This window comes from Dactylosporangium sp. CS-033363 (assembly GCF_050942475.1).
Lineage (GTDB): Bacteria > Actinomycetota > Actinomycetes > Mycobacteriales > Micromonosporaceae > Dactylosporangium.
The window spans coordinates 872,671-898,835 of record NZ_CP192032.1; the positions used below are offsets into that span (position 1 = coordinate 872,671).

The 26,165-nt window shown below is 72.4% G+C and carries 20 protein-coding genes; 9 read left to right on the top strand and 11 right to left on the bottom strand.

The features are described from left to right. Positions 1–75: 75 nt before the first annotated feature. Both ACQPZ4_RS04130 and ACQPZ4_RS04135 read right to left on the bottom strand, forming a co-directional pair. On the bottom strand, positions 76–555 hold the full coding sequence (locus tag ACQPZ4_RS04130) for a hypothetical protein (protein ID WP_433056277.1): 480 nt from the start codon (positions 553–555) through the stop codon (positions 76–78). A gap of 29 nt (positions 556–584) precedes the next feature. Further along, entirely contained in the window at positions 585–3,131 is a 2,547-nt protein-coding gene (locus ACQPZ4_RS04135) for a LuxR C-terminal-related transcriptional regulator (protein WP_433056279.1), read from the bottom strand. Positions 3,132–3,509: 378 nt separating this feature from the next. Between ACQPZ4_RS04135 and ACQPZ4_RS04140 the strand changes: the two genes are divergently transcribed. Both ACQPZ4_RS04140 and ACQPZ4_RS04145 read left to right on the top strand, forming a co-directional pair. Continuing rightward, positions 3,510–4,151, top strand: coding sequence for a hypothetical protein (locus ACQPZ4_RS04140; RefSeq protein ID WP_433056281.1), 642 nt, complete (start codon positions 3,510–3,512; stop codon positions 4,149–4,151). 450 nt (positions 4,152–4,601) lie between these two features. Further along, positions 4,602–5,576, top strand: coding sequence for a cation diffusion facilitator family transporter (locus ACQPZ4_RS04145; protein ID WP_433056283.1), 975 nt, complete (start codon positions 4,602–4,604; stop codon positions 5,574–5,576). Between the two features lie 64 nt (positions 5,577–5,640). Here ACQPZ4_RS04145 and ACQPZ4_RS04150 read toward each other — a convergent pair whose 3' ends face one another. Beyond that, complete coding sequence (locus tag ACQPZ4_RS04150) at positions 5,641–6,219, bottom strand: DUF7144 family membrane protein (RefSeq protein WP_433056285.1); 579 nt, start codon at positions 6,217–6,219, stop codon at positions 5,641–5,643. Positions 6,220–6,511: 292 nt separating this feature from the next. Between ACQPZ4_RS04150 and ACQPZ4_RS04155 the strand changes: the two genes are divergently transcribed. Together ACQPZ4_RS04155 and ACQPZ4_RS04160 are read left to right on the top strand one after the other, a co-directional pair. Beyond that, positions 6,512–7,363, top strand: coding sequence for a formylglycine-generating enzyme family protein (locus ACQPZ4_RS04155; protein WP_433066222.1), 852 nt, complete (start codon positions 6,512–6,514; stop codon positions 7,361–7,363). A 203-nt stretch (positions 7,364–7,566) separates the two neighbouring features. Next, positions 7,567–10,122 (top strand): LuxR C-terminal-related transcriptional regulator, encoded by a 2,556-nt coding sequence (locus tag ACQPZ4_RS04160; RefSeq protein WP_433056287.1) that lies wholly within the window; start codon positions 7,567–7,569, stop codon positions 10,120–10,122. A gap of 255 nt (positions 10,123–10,377) precedes the next feature. Here ACQPZ4_RS04160 and ACQPZ4_RS04165 read toward each other — a convergent pair whose 3' ends face one another. From ACQPZ4_RS04165 to ACQPZ4_RS04175, 3 genes are all read right to left on the bottom strand, one after another. Next, the gene (locus ACQPZ4_RS04165) at positions 10,378–11,352 is read right to left on the bottom strand and encodes a DUF7144 family membrane protein (protein ID WP_433056289.1); all 975 of its coding nucleotides are present in this window, start codon (positions 11,350–11,352) and stop codon (positions 10,378–10,380) included. Positions 11,353–11,716: 364 nt separating this feature from the next. After that, the gene (locus tag ACQPZ4_RS04170; protein ID WP_433056291.1) at positions 11,717–12,388 is read right to left on the bottom strand and encodes a PP2C family protein-serine/threonine phosphatase; all 672 of its coding nucleotides are present in this window, start codon (positions 12,386–12,388) and stop codon (positions 11,717–11,719) included. Between the two features lie 57 nt (positions 12,389–12,445). Beyond that, the gene (locus ACQPZ4_RS04175) at positions 12,446–15,094 is read right to left on the bottom strand and encodes a LuxR C-terminal-related transcriptional regulator (RefSeq protein ID WP_433056293.1); all 2,649 of its coding nucleotides are present in this window, start codon (positions 15,092–15,094) and stop codon (positions 12,446–12,448) included. Between the two features lie 668 nt (positions 15,095–15,762). Here ACQPZ4_RS04175 and ACQPZ4_RS04180 point away from each other — a divergent pair. Further along, on the top strand, positions 15,763–15,954 hold the full coding sequence (locus ACQPZ4_RS04180; protein ID WP_433056295.1) for a hypothetical protein: 192 nt from the start codon (positions 15,763–15,765) through the stop codon (positions 15,952–15,954). Here the strand turns inward: ACQPZ4_RS04180 and ACQPZ4_RS04185 are convergent. The 3 genes from ACQPZ4_RS04185 to ACQPZ4_RS04195 form a co-directional block, all read right to left on the bottom strand. Then, positions 15,951–16,442: a MarR family transcriptional regulator gene (locus ACQPZ4_RS04185; protein WP_433056297.1), complete on the bottom strand. Its 492-nt coding sequence runs from the start codon at positions 16,440–16,442 to the stop codon at positions 15,951–15,953. The two genes, ACQPZ4_RS04180 and ACQPZ4_RS04185, sit on opposite strands and share 4 nt — an antisense overlap. A gap of 24 nt (positions 16,443–16,466) precedes the next feature. Continuing rightward, entirely contained in the window at positions 16,467–17,594 is a 1,128-nt protein-coding gene (locus tag ACQPZ4_RS04190) for a PP2C family protein-serine/threonine phosphatase (RefSeq protein ID WP_433056299.1), read from the bottom strand. 146 nt (positions 17,595–17,740) lie between these two features. Further along, entirely contained in the window at positions 17,741–19,309 is a 1,569-nt protein-coding gene (locus tag ACQPZ4_RS04195) for a dolichyl-phosphate-mannose--protein mannosyltransferase (protein ID WP_433056301.1), read from the bottom strand. A gap of 38 nt (positions 19,310–19,347) precedes the next feature. Between ACQPZ4_RS04195 and rsmI the strand changes: the two genes are divergently transcribed. Next, a complete protein-coding gene (rsmI, locus tag ACQPZ4_RS04200; protein ID WP_433056303.1) occupies positions 19,348–20,175 on the top strand; it encodes a 16S rRNA (cytidine(1402)-2'-O)-methyltransferase in 828 nt (275 codons plus the stop codon). Positions 20,176–20,364: 189 nt separating this feature from the next. On the opposite strand, the gene ACQPZ4_RS04205 is transcribed toward rsmI, so the two are convergent. Continuing rightward, positions 20,365–21,324 carry a hypothetical protein gene (locus tag ACQPZ4_RS04205; protein ID WP_433056305.1) on the bottom strand — a complete coding sequence of 320 codons (960 nt, stop codon included), beginning with the start codon at positions 21,322–21,324 and terminating at the stop codon, positions 20,365–20,367. Positions 21,325–21,432: 108 nt separating this feature from the next. Here ACQPZ4_RS04205 and metG point away from each other — a divergent pair, with 108 nt between their 5' ends. Next, positions 21,433–23,196 (top strand): methionine--tRNA ligase, encoded by a 1,764-nt coding sequence (metG, locus tag ACQPZ4_RS04210; protein WP_433056307.1) that lies wholly within the window; start codon positions 21,433–21,435, stop codon positions 23,194–23,196. Position 23,197: 1 nt separating this feature from the next. Here metG and ACQPZ4_RS04215 read toward each other — a convergent pair whose 3' ends face one another. After that, positions 23,198–24,379 (bottom strand): hypothetical protein, encoded by a 1,182-nt coding sequence (locus tag ACQPZ4_RS04215; RefSeq protein WP_433056309.1) that lies wholly within the window; start codon positions 24,377–24,379, stop codon positions 23,198–23,200. Positions 24,380–24,460: 81 nt separating this feature from the next. Here ACQPZ4_RS04215 and ACQPZ4_RS04220 point away from each other — a divergent pair, with 81 nt between their 5' ends. Next, positions 24,461–25,318 (top strand): TatD family hydrolase, encoded by an 858-nt coding sequence (locus ACQPZ4_RS04220; RefSeq protein ID WP_433056311.1) that lies wholly within the window; start codon positions 24,461–24,463, stop codon positions 25,316–25,318. Then, positions 25,315–26,163: a 16S rRNA (adenine(1518)-N(6)/adenine(1519)-N(6))-dimethyltransferase RsmA gene (gene rsmA / locus ACQPZ4_RS04225; protein WP_433056313.1), complete on the top strand. Its 849-nt coding sequence runs from the start codon at positions 25,315–25,317 to the stop codon at positions 26,161–26,163. Before ACQPZ4_RS04220 ends, rsmA begins: the two co-directional genes overlap by 4 nt. The last annotated feature ends 2 nt before the right edge of the window (positions 26,164–26,165 follow it).

Consider the following 26,165-nt stretch of genomic DNA (forward strand, 5'->3'; position numbering starts at 1 on the left):
TCTGGCGCACCCGCGCCGCGATGCCGGCCCCGCCGCGGCGCAGCACTCCGGCGCGGAACCCGCGCAGGTAGTCGATCACCGCGCGGCCCGCCGGTGCCGGGTCTGGCGCACCCGCGCCGCGATGCTGGCCACCACGAGCGCGGCCAGGGCACCGAGCACGCCCTGGGCGATCCCGCCGAACACGGCGGCGGCCGAGGCGGCCGGGATGGACAGCGGGCCGAGCCAGCCGGGCAGGTGCTGCGCGGGCGCGGCGGCCAGCGTGACGAGCGCGGCGGCGGCCAGCCCGAGCAGCGGGGCGTACGGCTGCGGCACCAGTCCGGCCAGCACCGCCGTCAGCAGCACGCCCAGCACCGGGCCGAGCCACGGCAGCACGGTCAGCAGGCCGACCGCGACCGCCGCGGCCTGCGCGTGGCCGACCCCGCAGGCGGACAGGACCGGCCAGGCGACCGCCGCCGCCAACGCGCCCCACAAGCAGCGATGGGTGGCGGCGGTCGCGGTTCCGGCGACCCGGGCCGGCCGCGAGCCCGAGCGCAGGATCAGCACCGGCTCCGGCATCGGCTCGACGACCCGGACCGGACCGCCTTTCACAAGAGCCGGAGTTCCCGCGCGCGCTCGACGGCCTCGCGCCGGCGGCCGGCGTGCAGCTTGCGGTAGATGTTCTTGACGTGCGTCTTCACGGTGTTGACCGAGACGTACAGGGTGGAGGCGATCTCCAGGTTCGACATGGTGCCCTGCAGGTAGCGCAGCACCGTGAGCTCGCGCTCGGTCAGCGGCTCGACCAGGTTGGCGTCGCCGCCCCCGCGCGAGCCCCCGGCCAGCGGCGAGGAGCCGGCGGCGAGTTCGGCCGCGAGCGGGTGGTACACCGGCAGCAGCGGCGCGAAGTTGGCCAGCAGGTCGCGCACCGGGTGCCCGCCCACCAGGAACGGGCGGCGGAAGCTCTCCTCCTCGGCGATGTCCAGCGCCACCTCCAGCCCGCGCAGCACGCGGTTGCGGTCGCCGAGCGTGCGCCCGGCCAGGCTGGTGAGGATCGCCGCCTGCACGGTCCAGGTCAGCGCGGTGTCGACGGACGGGGTGGCGTACTGCGCCGCGGTCGTCGCCGCGGCCGCCGCCTTGCCCTCGATCAGCGCCGCCGACGCGTCCACGCACGCCGCCCAGCCCTGGAACACGTCCGGGTCGCCGCCGGTGGCCACGAGCCGCCGGGCCGCGCCGAGGTCGCCGCCGCCGATGCGCAGCTCGGCCTCGGTCAGGGCCAGGGCCCGCTCGACCGCCGGGGCCAGCGCCGCCCCGCCCAGCTCGCGGCGGGCGGTGTGCAGCACCTCCAGGGCCGGGGCGAGCCGGCCGGAGCCGTGCCGGAGCTTGGCGCGCACGGTCGCGATCGAGACCAGCAGGTCCGGGTCGCCGGCGGCCAGGTCGAGGGCCTCGTCCAGCAGACGGTCGGCCTCCGCGATGCGGTCCCACTCGCCGTAGACGCCGGCCAGGGCCATCCGCACCCAGCCCAGGTCGGTGGCGTCGGTGATGCCGAAGCGGTCCGCGGTGACCAGCGCCTGGCGGCCGAGCCGGGCGCTCGCCCGCAGCCGGCCGCGCATCGACTCGAGCACCGCGAGCTGGGCCGCCGCGCACACCTGGGCCTGCGCCAGGCCCGAGCGCTGGGCCAGCACCAGGGCGCCGTGCAGCGGGGCCCCGGCCGCGCCCAGCTCGCCGAGGCGCAGCCGGGCCTCGCCCTCATCGAGGAGTGTCAAAGCGCGAACTTCATCGTTATTTGCCGATATTTCGGACACCTCGGCGAGCATCCGGCGCGGGTCGCCGCCCAGCCAGGCCTCGGCCGCGGCGAACGCGCGGAACATCGGCGTGGTGCGGTCCTCGCCGGAGCGGCGCAGGAAGTCGCGGGTGCCCTCCAGGTCGCCGACGCGCAGCCGCTCGGCCGCGAACGCCAACGGCAGCTTGGGGTCCATCGACTCCTCCGCGGCCGGGGCGTGCGGGGCGGCCTCGTGCGGGCGGTCGTACCGCACCCCGCCCACGATGTCCGGCCAGGACCGCTCGAGCGTCTCCACCGCGCCGGTCCAGTCCTCGGCCAGCAGCGCGTGGCGCAGCGCCTCGGCCGGGATGCCGTACGTCCCGTGCCACGCGGCCGCCCGCCGGTGCAGGTCGGCGACCCGCTCCGGGCTGCGGCGCAGCAGTTCAGCGTGCAGCGTGCGGGCGAAGAGCGGGTGGAAGCGGTACCAGCCGCCGGGTCCCGCGTTTCGGGTCAGGAACGCGTTGGAGCCCTTGAGCTCGGCGAGCATCCGGGCCCCGTCGTCGCGGCCGGTGATCGCCTCGACCAGCCCGGCGTTGAGCCGCGGGGCGATCGCCGTCTCCAGCAGCAGCCGCCGGGTCTCGGCCGGCAGCGGGTCGATCACCTCGCCGGCCAGGAAGTCGCCGACCGCGCTGCTGAACGCGCCGCCGTCGTCGAGGACGCGCTCCGGCTCCGGGTGCCCGCGCATCGCCATCGCGGCGAGGCGCACGCCGGCCGGCCAGCCCTCGGTGATCGAGTGCAGCGAGTACAGCGTCGCGCTCGGCAGCACCACGTCGTGGGCCGCGAGCAGCTCGGCCGTCTCGGCGATGGTGAGCGAGAGGTCGCTCGTGCGCATCTCGGTGAGCGAGCCGTCCACGCGCCAGCGGTACAGCGGCAGCGACGGGTCGCGGCGGCAGGACAGCACCAGCCGCAGCCGGCCCATCCCGTGCCGGACCAGCGCCTCCAGCTCGGCCAGCGCGTCCGGGTCGCTGATCTCACGGACGTCGTCGACGACCACCACGTGCGGGCGCTGCAGCGCGTCGACCACGCGCAGCAGGTCGCCGTCGGCCTTGCCGCCGTGCGCGTCCGGGTGCTCCGACAGCGCGCCGAGCAGCTGCCCGGGCACGTCCGCGCCCCGCTCGGCGTGCGAGGTGACCCAGCGCACCACCGGCAGTTCGCCACCCTCGCCGATGCGCACCGTGCGCGCCCACGCGACCAGCGCCGCCGTCTTGCCCCAGCCGGCCGGCGCCGTGACCAGCGTCAGCGGCGCGCGCACCGCCGCGTCCAGCTGCGCGACGACCCGCTCCCGCAGCACGTACCCCGGCGGTAGGTCCGGCACCGCCGCCGACGGCGCCGCCATGCGGCGTTCCTGCTGTACCAACGCTTGTGACACCCGTGCCCCCCGAAATCGCTTTCCCGGCCCTGTTTCGACGCGGATGGCTCGCGGTTTTTCCACTCGTCTTTCATCCGGGCCAAACGTGACGAGCAAACCATCGCCGCACGCTGCGGCGCCTCACCCGGCTCGGGTGGTCCACCCGTCTCCGGGCAAGCGATTTCCCTTACGTGCCAACGGTTCCATCGACACCATTGCACCGCCGCGCGGGCCGCCGAAGGCTCACCCGAAAAGGATGACGCGCGCTCACCACGGTGCTGGGGAGCGTTGAGCGCTGCCGCCCGTGCTCTCGGTGCCGGCACAGAAGACCTGACCGGGCACACACCAGGGGGAGGACGAGCGAGCATGAGCGCGGTTGTGGGCGAGATCGAGCTGAGCCCCGCGAATGGCTTCGAGCTGAGTCTGCGGGGCTATCACCGCGCTCAGGTCGACCGGTACATCGCCACCTTGCAGATGCGGCTGACCACCGCCGAGACCGAACTGGCCGCCGCACGGTACCGCGAGCAGCAGCTCGGCGGCCGGGTGGAGCGCCTGGGGGCGGAGCTCGAGCAGTGCCGCTGCGCGGACGAGTCGTCGAAGATGGTCGGCAGCCGGATCCAGCGGATCATCGAGCTGGCCGAGGAGGAGGCCGGCGCCCTGCGCGCCCAGGCCCAGGAGGACCTCGAGTCGGCCCGCGCGGCCGGCGAGGTGATGCTCGCCGACGCCCGGCAGCACACCGAGGACGTCATGCGCGACTTCCAGACCGCACTGAGCGAGCGGCGGGCCGAGGAGGCCCGGGTCGAGGCGAACCGGCGGGCCCAGTGGGACGCCCGCCGCCAGCGCCAGCGCGAGGCGGCCGAGAACCTGCTGGCCACCACGCGCTCGGTCGGCACCGACACGGTCGAGGTGACCCGGCGGCTGCTGGACTCGCTCATCGCCGAGCACAGCAAGCTGCTGGCCGAGGTGGAGACGGCCGAGAAGGAGATGGTGAACCTCTCGTCGGCGTGATGGCCGTCGGGCAGGTGGATCACCCAGCCCGGGTGAGGACGGATCATCCAGCGGAAAGCCAGGATTCGTTATGTGACAAGGCAAACGACGGATGGCCCAGGGCCGGTGACTGCTGCACCGTCCACTGTGGTCCGTCCGGTCCCGCCAGCCGCGGGCGTCACGCCGTCGGTGGTCCCCGGCGTGACGGACCCAGCTGGGCCGGGCGGTGAAAACCATTGAGCAGGGGGTACTCAATGGTCCAGGAGTCAGCGGTGAACACGGCCCGCGTCCTGAGCACCGACCGGCCTTCAGCGAGGGCGGCGGGAGCCGATGGGTGGGCGGCTGATCCGGAGGAGGCCGCCCACCCATCGCAAGTCTGATCTGCCCGGTCACATCCACGAACCAAGGACGGCGCGCTCCCAGGCCCGCGCCGTCCTTTTTTCTGTCCGCGTTTCTGCCATGGTGAGAGGCATGTCGTCCTCGCTGGCGCACCGCCTCCGGCACCTGCTCACGCCGCATTCGCACGACGCGGCCGACAAGGTCGATCCGGCCCTGGCGGGCTCCGCGGCCGGCCTGCGGGCGCTGTGGTTCTCGCTGCTCGGCCTGGGGGCCACCGCCGCGCTGCAGGCGGTCGTGGCGGTCTGGTCCGGCTCCGTCGCCCTGCTCGGCGACACCCTGCACAACGTGGCCGACGCGCTGACGGCGGTACCCCTGGGCATCGCCTTCCTGGCCGGCCGGCGCCCCGCGAACCGGCGGTACACCTACGGCTACGGCCGCGCCGAGGACCTCGCCGGCATCGCGATCGTGCTGACCATCGCCGCGTCGGCCGCCCTGGCCGCCTGGGCCGCGGTCGACCGCCTGCTGCACCCGCAGGATGTGTCCCGGCTGCCGTTCGTGGCCGCCGCCGGCCTGATCGGCTTCGCGGGGAACGAGCTCGTCGCGCGGTACCGCATCCGCGTCGGCCGCCGCATCGGCTCGGCCGCCCTCGTCGCCGACGGCCTGCACGCCCGCACCGACGGCTTCACGTCCCTGGCGGTGCTGGTCGGGGCGGGCGGCGTGGCGATCGGCTGGACGTGGGCCGACCCGGTGGTCGGGCTGCTCATCACGCTGGCGATCCTCTTCGTGCTGCGGGACGCGGCCCGGGAGGTGTACCGCCGGCTGATGGACGCGGTCGACCCGCACCTCATGGACGACGCGGAGGAGGCGCTGGCCGGCACGCCGGGCGTCATCCGGGTGGCGGCGCTGCGGATGCGCTGGATCGGCCACCGCCTGCACGCCGAGACCGACCTGGTCGTCGCGGGCGACCTGTCGCTGGCGCGGGCCCACGAGATCGCGGTGGAGGCCGAGCACCGGCTGCTGCATGCGGTGCCGAAATTGGCCGCGGCGACGGTACACCCGGATCCTGAACTGCCGCACGTCCACGACCGGCTCGATCACCATCACTGACCGAGCGGGATGCGGAAGGGCCCGGCGACGTCGTTGTCGCCGGGCCCTGCCGTTTCTCGGGGTGTTACGGGCGGGGACTGGGGCCGGGGCCGGAGGTGGGGGCCGTGTGCGGCGTCTCGGTGCGCGCCTGCTGCTCGTCCGTCAGGTGGGCCGGCGTCGGGCGCGGTTGGTTCATCGGGAACGCGGGGTCGCGCTGCTGCTGGTGGTCGGCCCGGTGGGCGCCGCCGGCCGGCATGGCGGGCTCGAGCTCGCGGGGCGCCCAGTGGACCGTCAGCGCGAACAGCACGATCACGTCCAGGGTGATCATCAGCAGCGACCAGACCGGGTACGCGCCCAGCCAGCCGATCTGGGTCAGCGCGTGCAGGGCGACGATGATGATCGCGGTGACCCGGGCGACGCGGTTGCGCGTGAACAGCCCGATGCCGCACAGCAGGAGCAGCGCGCCGAAGACGATCATCACCACGCCCAGGCCGGTCAGGTCCACGACGACCAGACTGTCGCCGTCGATGAAGGTGACCTGGTCCTGCAGCAGGGCGACCAGCCCTTCGAGGATGTTCAGCGCGCCGAGCACGGTGAGCAGTACGGCGGCGAACGTGATCCAGCCGGACCAGGTACTGCTCCGGCGAATACCGGTATCAGCCATGACCTCTGTCTTCCTCCCAGAGGGAAAGCGGGAGGCGCGGCGGCTTCGCGGGATGGGCCGCGGCGGACAAGAGAGGAGGCGCCGCGGCCGGATCCGGCGAAACTCGTGTGGCGACCTCCCTCCCTCGCACATGCGGTGAACGGTGCTTTTGGCCTGATCGTTCGGCCCCTCCGGGGGAGGGGGCATCACCCCCGGCGTGTGAACACGCCAGCGGGTATGGCCTCCGCCGGGCCTCACCCGGGGTGGGTGAGGACCAGTCACCCGTGGCCGTTCGCACAATGCGCTCGTGGAGATGGCCTGGATCCCCGGTGGCACCTTCGCCATGGGTGCCGAGGGCTTTTATCCGGAAGAGGCGCCCGTGTGCAAGGTCACGGTCGATGGCTTCTGGATCGACTCGCACCCGGTGACCAACGCGGAATACGCCCTGTTCGTGCAGGAGACCGGCTACGACACGCTCGCCGAGCGCGACGGCGAGCAGGGTCCGCCCGGCTCGATGGTGTTCGTGCAGCCGCCGGGCCCGGTGCCGCTGCGCGACTGGCGGGTCTGGTGGGAGCTGCGGCCCGGCGCGTCCTGGCGGCACCCCTTCGGCCCGGAGTCGGACATCCGCAAGCGCTCGGCTCACCCGGTGGTGCACATCGCCTACGAGGACGCCGCCGCGTACGCGCACTGGGCCGGCAAGGACCTTCCGACCGAGGCCGAGTGGGAGTTCGCCGCGCGCGGCGGGCTGGACGGGTCGCCGTACCCCTGGGGTGACGAGCCCGAGCTCGGCCGGGCCAACATCTGGCAGGGTATTTTCCCGTGGCTCGACCGCAGCGACGACGGCCACGGCACCAGCCCGGTCGGCGCGTTCGCGGCCAACGCCTACGGCCTGTTCGACGTGGTCGGCAACGTGTGGGAATGGACCTCGGACTACTATCGCTCGGGCAACGCGCGCTTCGGCGAGGTGGAGGGTGAGATCCCGCAGAACCCGCGCGTGGACTCGCCGCCCGGCGCTACTGTCTTCTCCAGCCGGGTGGTGAAAGGCGGCTCCTACCTCTGCTCAACGGGGTACGACCACCGCTTCCGACCGGCCGCCCGCCAGCCCGAACCGATCGACAACGGTAGCTGTCATGTCGGCTTCAGGTGCGTGCGCCGGCAGGCGTAAAAAGCCAGGGTGATCACGGATCGTATTTTGTTCACCCCCTACGGGTGAGGCGACATCACCTTTTGTCGCCTCACAATCCCGTGGTCATCCGCCGTGCTGCGGTGGGTGGGAGGGGGCGAAATACGTTGGGGCAGAAAACGCTCGTTGACACCATCACCCGTCCCGCACTGCACTTCGCAGTGCCCGAGCCGCCCCGCTATCACGTGCCGCGACCGCGTCTGCTCGACGCACTGGATCGCGCCGTGGCGGGGCCTTTGACATTGATCTCAGCACCGGCGGGGTGGGGCAAGACCACCCTGCTGGCCGAGTGGGTGGCGGCCGGGCGAGCACCCTGGCCGCTCGCGTGGTTGACCGTCGAGGCCCACCACGGCCCACGCTTTTGGGAGCACGTCCTCGACGCGGTCACCCAGGCGACCGGCGAGGAGGCGACGGGGGAGAGTCTCGCCGACGGCCGGGGTGAGGCCCTGGAGGCCCTCATCACCCTGCTGCGGCGGGCCGGGCCGCCCGTGGTGCTGGTCCTGGACGACCTGCAGGAGCTGTCGGTGCCCCGCGTGTGGGGTGAGCTCGAGACGCTGCTTTCCCAGGCGGGTGACCGCCTGCGTCTCGTGATCGCGTGCCGGACCGATCCGGCGCTCACGCTGTACCGCTTCCGCATCCGGGGCGCGCTGAGCGAACTGCGCACCGGGCCGCTCGGCTTCACCCTCGACGAGACCGCGCAGATGCTGGCCGCACATGGGGTCCGGCTGGCCGAGTCCGCGCTCGTCGAACTGCACGCGGTGATGAAGGGGTGGGCGGCCGGTCTGCGGCTCGCCGCGCTCGCGGTGCAGGGGCACCCCGAGCCGGACAGCCTCGTGCCGAGGTTCGCGCTGCAGGATCGGGCGCTGGGGGAGTACCTCGTGGGGGAGGTCTTCGACACGCTGCCCGAGGACGTGCGCGAGGTGGTGCTGTGCACGTCGGTGCTCGACCAGGTCAGCGCCGAGCTCGTGGAGGCGCTCACCGGCCGGGTGGACGGCGCGCGCATCCTGGCCCAGCTGGAGCACTCGAACCTGTTCGTGGTGCAGGGCAGTGGCAACGCCGGCATGTACCGCTGTCACCCGCTGTTCGGGCTGATGCTGTACGACGAGCTGCGCCACCGCCGGCCCGAGCAGGTGCGCCAGCTGCACCGCCGCGCGGCCGACTGGTTCGCCGCGCACGACCAGCCGGCCGACGCCCTGCGCCACGCCCTGGCCGCGCGCAACTGGAGCCAGGCCTCGGACCTGCTCGCCGCGAGCTGGCAGGAGCTGGTGCCGGGGGCCCGGATGCGCACGATCAAGGAGCTGGTGCCGCCGCCGCCGCAGGAGATCCGCAACGATCCGAAGCTGGCCCTGGCCTTCGCGGCCGAGCGGCTGGACGCGAGCGACCCGCAGGGCACGGAGACGTTCCTGCACCTGGTCGACCGCAGCCAGCACACCTTGATGGATTCGGCCCGAGCCGAGCTGCGCCCGATCGTGGACAGCTTTCGGATGGCCGAGGCTCATCAGAGCCAGAAGCCCGATCTGGTACTGGCGACAGCTCCGCTCCTCCTCCGCGAGGACACCGGCCTCGACGACCAGGACGCCGCCCGGATGCGGGCGCTGGCTCTCGTGGCGGTCGGGGGTGCGCGGCTCATTCAGGGCGACCTGAACGCCGCCGAGCTCGCGCTGCAGGAGTCGCTGAACTTGGCCCGCCGGTGCGGCGGCGTCCAGTCCCAGCTCGCCGCCCTGCGCCAGCTCGCGCAGCTCAACGCGGCCCGGGGCCGGCTCACCGCGGCGATGCGCTACGGCAAGGAGACGCTCGCCCTGGCCGACCGCGAGGGCCAGACCCAGGGCAGCGACGTGGTGTGGGCCCAGCTCACCGTGGCCGAGGTCTGCTACCTGCAGGCCCGCGTCCCCGCGGCCGAGCACTACCTGGACCGCGCGCTCGACGGCGGCGGCCTGGCCGACCCGGCCCTCGTGGCCACGGCGACCATGACCCGGGCCCACATCCGAGCCGCGGCGGGCGACGCGCGCGCCGCGTGCACGGAGCTGGCCGCGATCCGCCGGCAGCTCGCCGACTGGCGGTACACGCCGCGCATGCAGCACTGCGTCACCCTCGCCGAGGCCGAACTGCGCCTGGCCGCGGGCGACACCGAGGCGGCCAAGCGCCTGCTGACCCTGGAGCCGGTCGAGATGCTGGCCCCGTGGCTGGGGGTGGTCCGCGCGAAGGCCCACCTCGCGGAGCGCAGACCGGCGGCGGCCCTGGGTGCGGTGCAGCCGTACCTGGAGGCCACCACCGGCTCGCTGGTGTGGACGGTCGACGCGAATCTCACCAGTGCCCGCGCCCTGCGTGCCCTGGGTGACCGCTCCAAGGCCGGCCGCGCGCTCGAACAGGCCCTGCGCCACGCCGACGACGAGTCGATCCGCTGGCCCTTCGTGGCGGGCGGCCAGCCGGTGCGGGAGCTGCTGGTGACGTACCTGCCGGCCGGCAGCGGCTACCGCGGCCTGGCCGAGGACATCGCCCAGGAGCTCAACGCCTTCGGCCGGGCGCCGGCGGCGGCGGGGGAGCTGGCCGAGCCACTGACCGAGCGCGAACTGGCGGTGCTGCGCTACCTGCAGGGCACGCTGTCGGCGGGGGAGATCGCCTCGATGCTGTACGTGTCGGTCAACACCGTGAAGACCCACATGAAGAACATCTACCGCAAGCTGGGCGTCGGCCGCCGGCGGGAGGTGATCGAGCGCGCACGTGAACTCAACCTGCTGTAACGCCCGCCAGACCCCTAGGAGCGCGACCCGTGGTATTCGGGTCGCGCTCCTTTGTCGTGTGCGCTCCGTCCACTGTGGTGTGCTCTCCATCCACTGTGGATGCCGATAAGTCGGGCGCCGGCGCGCCACGACTTATCGGATTCATACCCTGACGCCCGCTAAGTCATGGCGTTACAGAGGCTGAGCACCGCAAAGCGAAGCGGCGGCGGTCCCCCCGGTGAAGGAGGACCGCCGCCGCTTCCGGCGGGAGACAGGTCAGCGGTTGACGTACGGCCGGGCGCCGATCGCGGCCAGCTCCGGCATGTCCTCGCCCGGTTCGTCGACGGACTCGGCGGCGATCGCCGCCTCGCCCGCCAGGACCAGCGGCAGAGGGTCGATCAGCGGGTCGAACGACTCGAGCGACGCGCGCTGGACCGGCACGGTCTGACCGTCGGCCGGCACCGCGGCCTGGCCCACGGCGCGCACCCAGACCTTCGTCGGGGTGTCGCCCACCAGCTCGGCCTCGATGGTCTCCTCGATGACCGCCGAGATGACCGGCTTCCCGACGGACGCCGTGACGATGACCGTGTCCTCCTGGTGCGCCTCGACGATGTCCGGCGGCAGGAGGTCGATGGTGATGATGTCGTCGCGGGAGACGCTGTGCCGCACGGGCGGGCGGCCGGCCTTGTGGCGTCCGTGGTACGCGTTCGAGCGGCTGTTGCGCCGCAGGATCAGCTTGGCCACGGGGGCCGGGCGCGCGGGTTTGGCGGGCGCCGCGGGTTCCTCGGCGACGACGCTGCCGCGCGGCACCGTCATGATGAAGAGCATGATCACGTCGAGCGTGACCATCAGCAGCGACCACGCCGGGTAGGCGCGCAGCATCGCCAGCTGTGAGATCGCGTGCAGCGCCACGACGCTCGCGGCCACCGCCTTCGCGCTGGGGCGACGGGCGCGCAGCGCGAAACCGGCCGCGACGAGCAGCAGGCCGAGCGTCACCGTGGCCGCGGCCCAGGTGCCGGCGCTGGTGAACGCCACATCGTTGCGGTCGAATCCGACCTTGTCGCCGGCAAAAGCCACCAGCAGTCCCTGCGCGACGTTCAGCGCGCCCACCAACGTGAGCATGCTCGTGCCGAACGCCCGAAATTCCTTGACCCGCATCCGCCCGTCTTCTCCCTGTTGTTTGCTAATGACGGCGTAAAAAATCGAAGGCCGCGCCGGTACCCGGTCAGAAACCGGGACCGGCGCGGCCATATATCCCCCGTTACGGTCCCCAGCCCGGCTCGGAAGCCGATCCGGGCTGGGACCCGTGTTTGTTCCCCCCGGAACAGGCCCGACCCGTGGAGTCCGGTTCCGCCGCCCGCGGTTCCGGACTCCGGCGCAGACCCCTCCATGCCGGAACCGGGTGCCGGTCGGCCCCTCCCGCGGACATGGGTGGGTCTCCCGGCCTCCCGCTTCCGACCTCGGCGCCTGCCGCAGATCGGCAACGTGTCGTGCCTGCAGACATGATTCGATCGAGAGGGGTGAACGGGGATCACCCTCGATGGGTGAACGGCCGGGTGGCCGTCGGCCAGGCGAACGGGGGAGCCGGCGGGCGCGGGCCTCCCCTACCGGGTGCTCAGACGGGCTCAGCAGCCAGAAGACAGGCGTCGTCGTCGGGGTTGGTGCGGTGCGCGCAGTCCAGCGCGGTACGCAGCCGCTCACCCGGCGCGGAGGCGCGCATCGCCACCCCCACGTCCTCGGCGAGCCCGGCCACCCCCTGGTCGATCGCGCGGTCGCGGCGCTCGACCACGCCGTCCGTGTACATCAGCAGCAGATCACCCGGGTCGACTACCACGAACGCGGTGTCATAGCGGGCCGCCGGGTCGACGCCCAGCGCCATGCCCGACGGCTGGGCGAGCTGGCTCACCCCGCCGGCGGTGGCGCGCAGGATCGGGAGGTGACCGGCGCGGGCCCAGGTGAAGGAATGGTCGGCCGGGTGAAAGCGGCCGCACACGGCGGTGGCGAGGATCGTCGACGGGCGGCGGCAGAGCATGCGGTTCAGCGCGGCCAGGATCGCGCCCGGCTCGTCGCCGGCCAGCGCCAGCCGGGTCATCGCGGCCCGCAGCCGCATCATGGTCGCGGCGGCGGGGCGGCCGTGGCCCATCACGTCCCCGACGGCGAGCATGACGTCCCCGCCGGGCAGGGGCGTGCTGAGGTACCAGTCGCCGCCGACCGGCCCGGCGTGCCTCGCGACGGCGTACCGCACGCCCACCCGCACGCCGTTGACCTGCTCCCGTAAACCCGTCATGCCGCATATCGTGGCCCCGGCCGGGCTTCCCGCGACTCGCCTCAGGAGGGTGAGGACCTAGATGAGGCTCAGCTCGCGGCCACGTCGCACGGCGTCACGGCGTCGGCTGACGCCCAGCTTGCGGTACACGTGGCGGACGTGGGTCTTGACGGTGTTCGCGGAGACCGAGAGCACCGTGGCGATCTCGGCGACCGACAGCATGCTGCGCAGGTATTGCAGTACCAGCGTCTCGCGCTCGGTGAGCGGCTCGGTGATGTGCTCGGCGGCGACGTCGAACAGGTCGGCGGCCGACTCCTCCTCCTCGTCCTCCTCCTCGGCCGGGGCGGGCCCCTCGAGCAGCTCGGCGACCCAGGCCCCGTGGCCCAGGAACGGCGCCCGGATGCCCTCGGGCGCGGCCAGCCGCAGCGCGGTCTCGACCCGCTCGGCGGCCCCGGCGACGTCGCCCAGGCGGTGCAGGGCCTGCGCGAGCAGTACACCCGCGACGACCGTCACCACGAGGGAGGGCGACGGCGCGTCCAGCAGGCGTTCGAGCTCGTGCGCGGCCAGCTCGGGGCGATCCTGCACGAGCGCGATCCGGGCCCGCGCGAGCACCACGGGCGGCGAGTCGCGCCGGTGCCGGTCGAGCTCGTCGAGGATCGCCAGGGCCTTGTCCGTCTGCCCCTCGGCCAGGCACAGGTCCGCGTGCAGGACCCGGGCCGTGATCTCGGCCAACATGGGCATGGTGCCTATTCGGTTGCTCAGCAGCGGCTCCAGCGCCTCGGCCGCGCCGGCCAGGTCGCCGGAGTCGAACTGCAGCAGGCCGAGGCTGAGCACGCCGCTGAGCCAGCCGTGCGGGTCGGGCGGGACCTCCGCGGTGAGGCTCTCGTCGAGGTGGTACCGCGCCTCGTCGAGCTGCCCCCGCACCCGGCACACGGCGGTGAGCACCAGCCGGGCGTAGCTGATGTTGCGCGACTCGGCGATGCCGGCGTCGCGGCTGCCGTCGAGCACCCGGCGCGCGCAGGCGGCGGCCGCGGACAGCCTGCCCTGGTGCAGGTGCAGGAGCGCCTGCTGCCGGTTGGCCTGGACGATGAGCTGGTTGAAGCCGGCCTTGCGGGCCAGCACGGCCCCGCGGGCCAGGGCGGCGTCCGCGTCCTCGAGCGCGTCCCGGGCCATGTCGGCCCCGGCCATGGCGAGGTGCGCGGCCGCGCGGGCCCCGTCGGCGGCGTCGGCGTAGAGATGCTCGTCGGCCGCCTCGTCGGTACATCGCAGCAGCCGGGCGGCCGCGTCGGCGCAGCGGTCCGGGTCCTCGGCCGCGGTCGCCTCGGCCAGGCGCATGGCGGCCAGGATCTCGGCGTCCAGCGGCGTCGGCGCCTCGCCCAGGGCGCGCTCGCCGAGGCGCAGGAAGGCCGACATGCCCGCCGCGTCGCCCGTGTCCCGGCAGCAGATGGCCAGCGCGAAGGCGAGCATCGGCCGCTCGGCGATGTCCTGGGGAGGGCGCGGGCCGGTCCGCGACGCCATGGCGCGCGATCCCGACCCGCACAGCTCAGGCCAGTACTGGAGGAATAATCGCTCGGCGACGACCCAGTCGGCCCCGAGGACGGCGTGCACGACCGCGTCGCCGGGAAGGCCGTTGGCGGCGTACCAGCCGGCCGCGGCCCGGTGCAGCCCGCCCTCTTCCGCGGCGAGTGTGGTGCGCACCTCGGCGCGCAGGACCGAGCGGAGCAGGCGGCGGTAGCGGTACCAGGAGTGGGAGCCGCCGTAGAAGGTGGCCAGGGCGTTGGCCCGGCTCGCCTGGGCCAGCTGGCGGGCCCCGTTGCGGCTGCCGGCGAGCGCCTCGACCAGGCCGGGGCAGACCGTCTCCACGATCGAGGTGCGCAGCATGACGTCGTACACGTCGGGGTCGAGGTTGGCCAGGATCTCCCGCTGCACGTACTCGGTCAGCCCGACCTGCTCGTTCAGCCCGGCCTCGCCCGCGACCAGGTCGGTCACCACCCGCTCGGGCTCGTGCCGGCCGATCATCGCCGAGAGCGCGACCGACACGGCGGCGGGCCAGCCCTCGGTCACGTGCCACAGGGCGTGCCGGAAGTGCTGGGCCAGCCGCACCTCGAGCCGGTCGGCCAGGCCCGCCACCTCCGCCTGGGAGAAGGCGAGGTGATCGGCGCGCAGCTCGGTGAGCTGGCCGCGGACCCGCCACCGGTACAGCGACAGCGGCGGCTCGTTCCGCGCCAGCAACAGGAACCCGATCCGGTCGCCCAGGCGGGTCATCAGCCGCTCGATCCGGCGCAGCACGGTGCGGTTGGTGACGTTGTGCAGGTCGTCGAGGACCACCACGGCGCGCTCGGGCAGCCGGCCGTTGTTCCACGCGTACGTGGCCGGGTCCAGCGCGATGCCCGCGACGTTCAGCGCCGAGGTGAGCTGGCGCCAGGCGGCGGCCCCGCAGTTGGGCTCGAAGCGCACGTACGCGGTGCGCCCCGGCGGCCGTCCGGCCCGGATCCACGACGACGCGAGCACGGTCTTGCCCCAGCCGGTCGGCGCGCAGACCAGGGTCACGGGCTGCTCCACCGCCGCATCCAGGTGCTCGAGCAGCCGTTGACGCTCCAGGTGTACCGCGGGCAGGCCCGGCACTTCCCGGCTGGTCACGATCTCGGCCGGCACGGGCCCCAGCAACTCGAGGGGCCGTGCGGCGGGCGAACCCCGGAACCGCTCGGCGGCGTCGTTGTGCGCCAATCTGTCAAGTGTGGTTTCGCCGTGGTGGCTGCTATGCACCGTCACTCCCGAAGCCGCGGGTCTACGACGTGCCCGGACTGGCACCTTTCCCTTGCGTGATTGGCCGTGCGCGACGTCGAACACCATAGAACTCCGAGCCGGATTCGTGGAGTGTCTCATTCAAACTTTTCGATGGGTGCAGGCGTGGAGATGCCCCCGCTTTCGCATTTCGAGCGCTGTTCTAATAGACGTGTACCGATTTATTGCACGTGTGCAGCCAACGCCGTGTACAGACTTGCGGGGGCGATGGGCGGTCTTTGCCCGGTTTTGCTGTCCGCGTGACTTGTCACCCGAGGGGCTCGGCTACTGTGCGTGACGGCCTGTGGATTACGCTCCGGTAGCGTCCGGCTGGCCGGGGGCGGGGCCACGGATGAACGGGGCCATGGCATACCCCGAACGGGGCATCTTGCGGATGGCTACGGCGTGTCGCGGTCCGTATCACCGACATGTGTCGTGACTGATACTCAGGTGGAGCCCGAGATCGACGTTGATCTTACTTATAATTACAAGGTTGTCATCAGTGAAATTCCTCTGAGATTAAGATCGTCCCACTCAATCGAGTGCCAATCTGCAATTTGCACTCGTGAAGAATGGCCAAACTCGGGCAAAACACCCACACGGGCTGTGTCGTGACGAACACCGATATGGACCCGGGTCTGTTGAGCGCTCAAGTGAAGGCCGGCGAGCGCTTCAGCGCTATTTGCCGCCCGTCAGGGTATAAATCCGAAATGTCCGATCGCGAAGTGTCGGACATTTCGCCACCAGCGGCGGAGCGACGGACCGGCGGCACCGGTCAAATAGGTGCCGCCGAAAAGGGCTAGCTCGCCTGCGCGGCGGTGTCGTCCTCGGCCAGCGGTACGCCGGAGGCCCGCGCGAAGGCCGTCAGACCCTGCAGGAGGGCCGCGCGGTCGTCCGGGGACATCCGGCGCAGGACGGCGGCGATCGTCTCCTGGCGCTGGCGTCCGAGGCCGTCCAGGAGGCGCCGGGCCGTCGGGGTCAGCACCAGCCACACCTCGCGGCGGTCGCGCTCGTCGGCGGTGCGGCGCAGGAGGTCGGCGGCCTCCAGGCGGTCGCACAGGCGGCTGGCCGAGGAGGGCGCGGTGTGCAGGGCGACGGCCAGCTGGGTCAGGTTCACCGACCCGGCCTGGTCGACGACGCCGAGCACGCGCAGCTGGGCGGCGGACACGCCGGAGTTGTCGTTGGCCGCGCTCGTCGCGAGGACCAGCGCCTGGCCGGCGGCGTCCGCCAGGGCCGCCGCCCGCGCCAGGTCATCTGGGCTCGACGGGTGCGGTGAGGGTCGGCTCCGCACGTTGTCCTCCGTGTCTCGCGGCGGTCACGGGTCGGCTCGGGGCGACCAGTCCAGGCAGATGATCAGGGCATCGTCCTCCATCTCGGCCCCTGCGTGATAGTCACGAAGGTTCCGCATGACGCTGCTGATCGCCTCGGCCGGTGGCTGCAACCGGGTCGATCGTATGGCACGACTCAACTCCCGCTCACCGAACGTCGCCTCGTTCGGCCTCAGAGCGGAATGCACCCCGTCGCTCACTACGAAGAGCCGATCGCCAGGGTTCAGCGTGGTGGTTTCCTCCACGTACCGCGTGTCGCCGAACATGCCCAGCGGGAGCTGCGCGTCCAGGGGCATGTCGGTCACCTGCCCGTTGCGGACCAGGATCATGCGCGGCGAGCCGGCGTCGATCATGCGCAGTTCGCCGGTGGCGGTGTTGATCGCGAGCAGCAGGGTGGCCACGTGCCGCGCCCCGCCGTACTGCGAGAAGATCGCATCCGCCGCCAGTACCGCCTGGTCGGTGAGGTCGCCCGGCCGGCTCTGCTCGGAGGGGAGCGAGCGGCGGGCGTTGCGCATCGCGTTCACGGCGAGCGTGGTCAGCAGCGCGGCGTCCAGGCCGGAGCCCATCCCGTTGAGGGCGGTCACGGTGAGCCAGTCGCCGTTCACGGACCAGTCGAAGTGGTCGCCGCAGACCGCGTAGGCCGGCTCCAGCTGGCCGGCGAACTTCACGCCCGGCTGCTCGTACGCGCGGGCCGGCAGCAGGTCCCACTGCATCTCCGCGGCCATGGTCAGCCGGCTGGTGCGCCGGGCCATGTGGAAGCGGTCGGTGCGCCGGTACGCGGCCGAGAGCGCCACCGCGAAGCTCTCGGCGAGCTCCTCCAGCCGCGGCCGCTCGGCCGGCAGCCGGTCGGCGTCCAGCCCGACGCTGAGCACCCCGACCCGCTCGCCCCAGGCGCTGACCGGCAGGTGCAGCCGGGCCAGGGCCTGCCCGTCGCGCGCCTCGAGCACCGGGGTCTGGCTCGCGAAGGCGCGCATCGCCGACCCGAGCTGTTCGCTCAGGTTCTCCCCGGGCTCCACCCCGGCCGGCGACAGCGAGGTGGTGCGATAATCCGCTAGCCACACCGTGCTGTGCTTGGTGCCGTGGGTAGCGCTCAGATACGCGTCCAGGGTCTCCACCAGGCGATCCGGTGGAGCTGTACGCAGCGCTTTGTCGATGGAGTCAACGCCGGACATGCGAGCCTTTCGCCAGCCTTTGCTTGCCGTGCGGCAAATAATATAAGGCAGGTTTCTCGACTCTTCAGATACCCACTGGGCGGGGGGATCTACACCCAGCGCGATCCGAGCCACATCCGGGAGAACCAGTCGGTGTAGGAAATGTCCATTCCTGAGTAAATTGGGTAGAAATAGGCGAAGCAGGCGGCCACGAGCAGCATGTACGCCCCGACGATGATCGCCCCGATGAGCCGCTGGTCGCTGTCCGGCCGGGCCTTGCGCGACGGGCCGAGGATCGAGCCGAGCACGTACACCACCGCCAGCACCAGGAACGGCTCGGCCGGCAGGCAGTAGAAGTAGAACATCGTGCGGTGCTCGGGCATCTCGTTGAACCAGGGCAGGATGCCGGTCAGCGCGCTCGCCATGATCAGCCAGGCCCGGCCGTCGCGGCGGGCGATGCCGAGCCAGCCCAGGGCGATCAGCGCCGGCAGGAACGACCACCACAGCAGCGGGGTGCCCAGCAGCAGGATCTCCGAGGCGCAGCTCGGGGCGCCGCACGGGCCGGACTGCTCCCAATAGAACGCCACCGGGCGACCCAGCAAGAGCCACTGCCAAGGCCAGCTCTGGTACTGGTGCTTCGTGCTCAACCCGGTGTGGAACGCGTAGGCCTCGGAGTGGTAGTGCCACAGATTCACCAGCGGATCGATGAACCGGTCGTGGGGGAGGCCGTTGGTCTCGGCGTACCAGTGGCGGAAGTAGCCGCCGTCGGAGAGGAACCAGCCCCACCAGCAGTTGATGTAGACGACCACGGCGATGACGAACACGCCGAAGAACCACAGCGCGCCGTCGGCCAGCGCGCCCTCGCGCATCCAGTGCTTGAAGCCGGCGCTGCGGCGGGCGCTCATGTCGAACAGGACCATGGCCACCGCGAAGATCGCCACGTAGTAGACGCCGCTCCACTTGACCCCGCAGGCGAGGCCGAGGGAGATCGCCATCAGCAGGCGGTACCAGGGGAAGCCGAGTTTCGGCCGCACCCCCGGCTGGTCGGGATCGAGCCCGCCCTCCAGGAGTTTCAGCCAGCGGGCCCGGCGCTGCTCGCGGTCGAGGACCAGGAAGAAGAACGCGACCACGATCCAGAACATCAGGAAGATGTCGAGCAGGGCGACCCGCGAGAGCACGAAGTGCATGCCGTCCAGCGACATGAGCAGCCCGGCCGCGCCCGCGAGGATCGTCGAGCGGAACAGCTTGTAGGCCGCGATCACGATCAGCAGGATCGAGATGGCGCCGACCGTGACGGCGGAAATGCGCCAACCGAAGGAGTTGTACCCGAAGAGCTGCTCGCCGATCCCGATCATCCACTTGCCCAGTGGCGGGTGGACCACGTACTGCGGCGTGTTGTCCTCGGGGTTCCACTCGACACCCCGCTGGAGCAGGTCCTGCGCCTCGTTGGCGTAGTAGACCTCGTCGAAGATGACGTCCTTGGGGTGCGCGAGGTTGACCATGCGCAGGACCAGCCCGATGCCCGTGATCAGGGCCGCGACCAGCCAGAAGTTGAGGCCGCCGCGGGGCGCGGGGGCCAGCCGGCGGCGGACGGCGTCGGACACCTGGCGCACCGCTCGCACCGGGGCGGCGGCGGGGCTCTCCGGCTCGCTTGCTTGGGTCAGCACACCCGTGGTCATTGGGCGATCGTAGGGGTCGGGATGGCACCATCGCACATGTGCCATTGATTCTTCTCGGCGCGCCGCTGGGAAATCCCGAGGATGCGTCCCCCCGCCTGCGTGAAACACTCGCGACCGCCGACATCGTCGCGGCCGAGGACACCCGGCGACTGGGCCGCCTCGCCCAGTATCTCGGCGTCGAGATCACCGGGAAGCTCGTGAGCTACTTCGAGGGCAACGAGGAGCGCCGCACCCCGGACCTCGCCGAGGAGCTGGCCGCCGGCCGGACGGTCGCCGTGGTCACCGACGGCGGCATGCCCAGCGTCTCCGACCCCGGCTTCCGGCTGGTACGCGCGGCGATCGCGCTCGGCGTGCCGGTGACCGCCGCCCCCGGCCCCAGCGCCGTGGTGACCGCCCTGGCCGTGTCGGGGCTGCCGTGCGACCGGTTCTGCTTCGAGGGGTTCCCGCCCCGCAAGCCCGGAGAGCGCCGCTCGTACTTCGCCTCGCTCGCCGCCGAGCCGCGCACGCTGGTCTTCTTCGAGTCGCCGCACCGGGTCGCCGACACCCTGGCCGACCTCGCGCTGGCCTTCGGCGAGGACCGCCCGGCCGCGCTGTGCCGGGAGCTGACCAAGACCTACGAGGAGATCCGCCGGGGCACCCTGGCCTCCCTGGCCGCCGAGGCCGAGACCGCCCGGGGCGAGATCACCCTCGTGGTCGCGGGCGCACCCCCGGCCGCGGCCGAACGCCCCTCCGACGAGGCGCTGGCGGCGGAGGTGGCCGCCCTGGTCGCCGCGGGCGCCGACCGCAAGGAGGCGACCCTGGAGGTGGCCAAGCGCCACTCCCTGGCCAAACGCGACGTCTATGCGGCCGTCATCGCCCACAAGTAGCCCCTCTCTGGTACCCCCCGACGAACCCGGCCGGCCGCCGCCACAACATCGGCGCCGACGAACCGGACGCGCCGCGGCGTCGTGGCGAGGTCATCGCGCGTCGGCGTGCCCCCCGGGTCGGTCAGTACGCCGCCAGGACGATGGCGGCGTCGTGGCGGTCATCGCGCGTCGGCGTGCCCCGCCGGGTCGTCAGTAGGCCGCCAGGACGATGGCGGCGCCGAGGACGAGGGGTGCGGCTGCGGTCAGGGTCCAGGCGGTGAGGCGGTCGCGGAGGCGGGCGAAGCGCCAGGCCCCGGTCAGCCAGGCCAGCACGATGCCGCACAGCACGATCAGGCCCAGCCCGGCCGCCCAGCGGACCCGCAGGCCGGTCGGGTTGCCGGCGTACGCGATCCGCCCGCCCGGCACCATTTCGGCCGCCACCGACGCGCCCGCGGGCTCGTCCAGGCCGACCAGGCGGGTGCCCTGGACCGGCTCGACCAGACCCGGGCGGGTGAACTCGGCCAGGCAGCGGCGCAGGACGCCGGTGCCCTTGCAGGAGGTGATCCGGGCCGTGCCGCGCTCGCCGTGGCCCATGTCCAGCCAGAACGGCTCGGCGCTGGTCCAGGCGAAGAAGCCGGCCAGCAGGGCGATGAGCAGCATCGCGCTCAGGCCGGCGGCCGGGCCGCGGGCCGGGCGGACGCGGCGCTGGCGGACCCGGCGCTGCGGCGCGCTGCGGCGGTCGTCGCGCGGCTGGCGCATGGCCCGCATCGCCGGCGGCGGCCACACCTCGGCCCGGCCCTCCAGGTGATCGACAGCCGCGGCGTGCCCGGCCGCGTGGGCCGTCACCGCCTCCGGATCGCTGCCCAGGCCGGCGCCGAGGTCCGCCTCCGTGTGCGCCGACTCGTGCAGGGCGACGGTCGTGGTGGTCGGCCACAGCGGGAAGTCCTCGGCATCGGCGGCCCCCCGCGCGCCGGGAGCGGGGACGGACGCCCGCGCGACGCCGCCGCGCGTGGGAACGGCGTCCGGCGCGTCCGCGGCCGCCGAAGCCGCGGCGGTGGAAGACTCGGTGCTCATCGGCAGGACAGCGGCGGCGGCCGGCACCAGGACGCGGGCCGGCGGAATCCCCGCAGCCTCGCCCCGCCACCCCCGCCGAACAGGCTCATCGCTCACGTTTTCATTGGACAACGGGCGATAGCCGACTTTTCGGACGTTATCCGCGTGTCGGGAGAACTTATCCTGTTCGCGGAACCACGGGACGGGTCACTACGCTTGCAGGTCATGAGTCGTGTTCTCGCCGCGGTCGCCTGGCCTTACGCCAACGGGCCGCGCCACATCGGTCACGTGTCCGGATTCGGGGTGCCCTCCGACGTCTTCAGCCGCTACATGCGGATGGCCGGCCACGACGTGCTGATGGTCTCGGGCACCGATGAGCACGGCACGCCGATCCAGGTCCAGGCCGACGCCGAGGGGGTCACCCCCCGCGAGCTGGTGGACCGGTACAACCGCGTCATCGTCGAGGACCTGCACGGCCTCGGGCTGTCCTACGACCTCTTCACCCGCACCACCACCGGCAACCACTACGACGTCGTCCAGGAGCTGTTCTCGGGGCTGTACGACAACGGGTACATCATCGCCAAGACGACGCTCGGGGCGATCTCGCCGTCGACCGGGCGTACCCTGCCCGACCGGTACATCGAGGGCACCTGCCCGATCTGCGGGTACGACAGCGCCCGCGGCGACCAGTGCGACAACTGCGGCAACCAGCTGGACCCGGACCAGCTGATCAACCCGCGCTCGAAGATCAACGGGGAGACCCCGGAGTTCGTCGAGACCGAGCACTTCTTCCTCGACCTGCCCGCGTTCGCCGACCAGCTCAACGCCTGGCTCGACACGCGCGAGGGCTGGCGGCCCAACGTGCTGAAGTTCTCCCGGAACCTCATCGACGACCTCCAGCCGCGGGCGATCACCCGGGACCTGGAGTGGGGCGTGCCGATCCCGCTGGAGGCCTGGAAGGACCGCGGCGACAAGCGCATCTACGTCTGGTTCGACGCGGTGATCGGCTACCTGTCGGCCTCGATCGAGTGGGCCCGCCGCAGCGGCGACCCGGAGGCGTGGCGGCAGTGGTGGCAGGACCCCGAGGCCCAGGGCTACTACTTCATGGGCAAGGACAACATCGTCTTCCACTCGGTGATCTGGCCGTCGATCCTGCTGGGCTACTCGGGCCCGAAGCCGCAGGCCCTCGGCGCGCTGAACCTGCCGACCGAGGTGGTCTCCTCGGAGTACCTCACGATGGAGGGCAAGAAGTTCTCCTCCTCCCGCCGCGTGGTCATCTACGTGCGGGACTTCCTGGAGCGCTACGACGCCGACGCGCTGCGCTACTTCATCGCGGTGGCCGGGCCGGAGTCCAACGACACCGACTTCACCTGGTCGGAGTTCCGCCGGCGCAACAACGACGAGCTCGTGGCCGGCTGGGGCAACCTGGTCAACCGCTCGATCTCGATGGCGGCCAAGAACTTCGGCGAGATCCCGGCGGCCGGTGCGCTCACCGCCGACGACGAGGCGCTGCTGGCCGCGGTCCGGGCCGGCTTCGACTCCGTCGGGCAGCTGATCGGCAAGCACCGGCAGAAGGCCGCGATCACCGAGGCCATGCGGGTCGTCGGGGAGGTCAACAAGTACTTCTCGGACCAGGCGCCGTGGAAGCTCAAGGAGGACAAGGCCCGCATGGGCACCGTCCTGCACGTGGCGCTGCAGGCCGTCCAGGACTGCAACACGCTGCTGACGCCGTTCCTGCCGCACGCCGCCCAGCGCATCCACGAGCTGCTCGGCGGCACCGGGGTGCACGCGCCGATGCCGGAGATCCGCGAGGTCGAGGACCTCGACAACGGCACGGTCTACCCGGTGCTGACGGGCGACTACACCGTCGGCACCAAGTGGGAGCACGTGGCGATCCAGGCCGGCACCAAGCTGGAGGCGCCGACCCCGGTGTTCAAGAAGCTGGACGAGTCGATCGTCGAGGAAGAGCTCACGCGACTGCAGAGCTGAGCTAGAGCTGGTACCAGTGGTCGCTCTCGTGGGCGTCGGTCACCTCGTTGGCCGGCGCCCACGCCTCGTAGAGGCCGCGTTCCACGCAGTGCGCGCCGAGGCGGGCGACCTGGTCGCCGTCCGGGCGGGACAGCCGCAGCCGCAGCCAGTCGCCCTCCTGGCGGATCACCGTGCAGCGCGCGTCGCGCCAGGTGGCCCGGGGTATGCGGCGGGCCAGGGACTCCAGGGGGTACCGCGCGGCCCGGGTCTTCGCCGCCACCCGGAACTCGCCCGGCGGGTCGACGATCGCCTCGAACATGTTGTCGCGGTAGGTGCCCAGGTAGCGGGTCATCGACGGGTTGACCGGGAAGTACTCCTGGTCGGAGGCGTCGGGCAGCAGGTGGCGCCACTGCGGGCCGTGCATCCGGCTCCAGGCCCGCTGCTCGGGCAGGTAGGTGTAGAGCGTGACCTCGGTGCCGTCGCCGGTGTAGGCGACCAGCGAGGTGTTGGCCGGAACCGGCAGCTCGGCCAGGTCGGCGGTGACGAACTCGGGCACGATGTGCTTGCCGCTGGGCGCGAAGCCGGTGCCGATCACGGGCGGGCCGAGGCGGTCGTGCGGGGGCATGCTCACCAGGCCGGCGTAGTTCGAGGCCAGGGGCACGTCGTAGTCGAAGGCGTCCACGGCGCGCCAGCGGACCGCGAAGACCACGTTGCCGGAGTTGTCGCCGGACAGGATCGCGAGGTCGTCGGGCGTGCGCAGGTGGGCGACGTCGAACGCGCGGTAGCAGAAGCCGCTGATCGGCCAGCCCTTGAGGTAGCCCTGCAGCTGCCGCCCGGACAGGAACTTGATCATCCGGGTGCCGCGGCGCACGACCGCGGTGCGGCGGATCGGGGCGAGCGCGGAGGCGGCCGCCGGGGTCTGGCTCAGCCGGTGGATGGTCGCCCAGTCCAGGGCGCGGGTGACGGGCATCAGCAGCGGCTCGTCCTCCAGCCCGTCGAGGGCGGAGGTCACCTCGGTGGCGTGCACGAAGCGCCGGTACGGCCACTTCGCGCCCGGCCGCGGGTTGGGCAGGAATCCGGGGGCGGGGTGCGTCGCGTACACCTCGTACGCCGCGCCCTGAGCGATCTCCTCCGCCGGATAGCTGACCCCGTCGATGGTCACGCTGTGGGTCGCGGACCCTTCGGCGTGTCCGATTACCGTCACTCGGGGGACGCTACGGAGGGGTGGTTTTCCCCAGGTGAACGGAATGTTAACTGCACATCGAGGATGGCATGCTTGACGCCGATGAGTGCGAGAAAACACAGCCGCCAGGGAGCATTCCCACCGGCCCCCGAACCGCTGGCCGTCCGGGTGCCCGACAGCCATACGCACATCGACATCACCCTGGAGGGTGACGGCCAGGGCGGGCCGGTAACGATCGAAGACGCGATCGCCCGTTCGACCGAGGCCGGCGTGGACCGATTGGTGCAGGTCGGCGTGGATGTGGAGTCGTCCCGGTGGGGCGTCGAGGCGGCCGAGCGGCACCCGGCGGTGCTCGCCACCGTGGCCCTGCACCCCAACGACGCGCCCCGCCAGGCCGACCTGGACGCCGCGCTGCGCGAGATCGAGCGGCTCGCCGCCCACCCGCGGGTGCGGGGCATCGGCGAGACCGGGCTGGACTACTTCCGCACCGGCGAGGAGGGCCGCAAGGCCCAGCACGAGAGCTTCCGGGCGCACATCGCGATCGCCAAGCGGCACGGCAAGGCGCTGGTCATCCACGACCGCGACGCGCACGACGACATCCTGGCCGTGATCGACGAGGAGGGCGCGCCCGACCAGGTGGTCATGCACTGCTTCTCCGGCGACGAGCACTTCGCCAAGGAGTGCCTCGACCGCGGCTTCCTGCTCAGCTTCGCCGGCACGGTGACCTTCGGCAACGCCGACCACCTGCGCCGGGCGGCGGCGATCACCCCGCTGGACGGCCTCCTGGTGGAGACCGACGCGCCGTTTCTCACGCCGGCGCCGTACCGCGGCCGCCCCAACGCCTCGTATCTCATCCCGCTGACGGTGCGGGCCCTGGCCGAGGTCGGCGGGCACGACCTCGACGCGCTGTGCGCGGCCATCTCCGCCAACGGCGAACGAGCGTTCGGCAGCTGGACGTGACCCTCCTCGGACCCAACGACGTCCGGCAGCTGGCGGCGAGGCTCGGCATCCGCCCCACCAAACAGCTCGGGCAGAACTTCGTGCACGACCCCAACACCGTGCGCCGGATCGTGCGCGCGGCCGAGCTCACCCCGGACGACCTGGTGCTGGAGGTCGGGCCGGGGCTGGGCTCGCTGACCCTGGCGCTGCTGGAGCGCGAGCTCGCGGTGTGCGCGGTGGAGATCGACCCGCCGCTGGCCGCCGCGCTGCCGGAGACCGCGGCGCAGTTCGTGCCCGAGCAGGCCGGCCGGCTGACCGTCGTGGCCGGGGACGCGCTGCGGGTGGACCTGGGCGACGTGAAGCCGACGGCGCTGGTGGCCAACCTGCCGTACAACGTCGCCGTTCCGGTCGTGCTGCACCTGCTGGCCACCGTGCCGTCGCTGCGGCGCGGCCTGGTGATGGTGCAGAAGGAGGTCGCCGACCGGCTGACCGCGGGCCCGGGATCGCGGGTCTACGGCGTGCCGAGCGTGAAGCTGGCCTGGTACGCGACCGCCAAGCAGGCCGGCCGCGTCCCCGCCTCGGTGTTCTGGCCGGTGCCGAACGTCGAGTCCGGACTTGTCGGATTTGCGACACGCGGTGCCCCGGAGGGGGATCGGCTCGCCACCTTCGCGGTCATCGACGCCGCGTTCGCCCAGCGCCGCAAGATGCTGCGGGGCGCGCTGGCCTCCTGGGCCGGTGGCGCGTCCGAGGCCGAGCGCATCCTGCGGGCCGCCGGGGTCGACCCCGGCCTGCGGGGCGAGCAGCTCACGGTGGAGGACTTCACGCGGATCGCGAGCCAACGCCGGACCGAGGAGGAGCACGGGTAGGG

Excerpts from the sequence above, each read along its gene's own strand:
- ACQPZ4_RS04130 (WP_433056277.1), bottom strand. The coding sequence starts at position 555 with ATGCCGGAGCCGGTGCTGATCCTGCGCTCGGGCTCGCGGCCGGCCCGG.
- ACQPZ4_RS04135 (WP_433056279.1), bottom strand. The coding sequence starts at position 3,131 with ATGGCGGCGCCGTCGGCGGCGGTGCCGGACCTACCGCCGGGGTACGTG.
- ACQPZ4_RS04140 (WP_433056281.1), top strand. The coding sequence starts at position 3,510 with ATGAGCGCGGTTGTGGGCGAGATCGAGCTGAGCCCCGCGAATGGCTTC.
- ACQPZ4_RS04145 (WP_433056283.1), top strand. The coding sequence starts at position 4,602 with ATGTCGTCCTCGCTGGCGCACCGCCTCCGGCACCTGCTCACGCCGCAT.
- ACQPZ4_RS04150 (WP_433056285.1), bottom strand. The coding sequence starts at position 6,219 with ATGGCTGATACCGGTATTCGCCGGAGCAGTACCTGGTCCGGCTGGATC.
- ACQPZ4_RS04155 (WP_433066222.1), top strand. The coding sequence starts at position 6,512 with ATGGCCTGGATCCCCGGTGGCACCTTCGCCATGGGTGCCGAGGGCTTT.
- ACQPZ4_RS04165 (WP_433056289.1), bottom strand. The coding sequence starts at position 11,352 with ATGGCCGCGCCGGTCCCGGTTTCTGACCGGGTACCGGCGCGGCCTTCG.
- ACQPZ4_RS04170 (WP_433056291.1), bottom strand. The coding sequence starts at position 12,388 with ATGACGGGTTTACGGGAGCAGGTCAACGGCGTGCGGGTGGGCGTGCGG.
- ACQPZ4_RS04195 (WP_433056301.1), bottom strand. The coding sequence starts at position 19,309 with ATGACCACGGGTGTGCTGACCCAAGCAAGCGAGCCGGAGAGCCCCGCC.
- metG (WP_433056307.1), top strand. The coding sequence starts at position 21,433 with ATGAGTCGTGTTCTCGCCGCGGTCGCCTGGCCTTACGCCAACGGGCCG.
- ACQPZ4_RS04220 (WP_433056311.1), top strand. The coding sequence starts at position 24,461 with ATGAGTGCGAGAAAACACAGCCGCCAGGGAGCATTCCCACCGGCCCCC.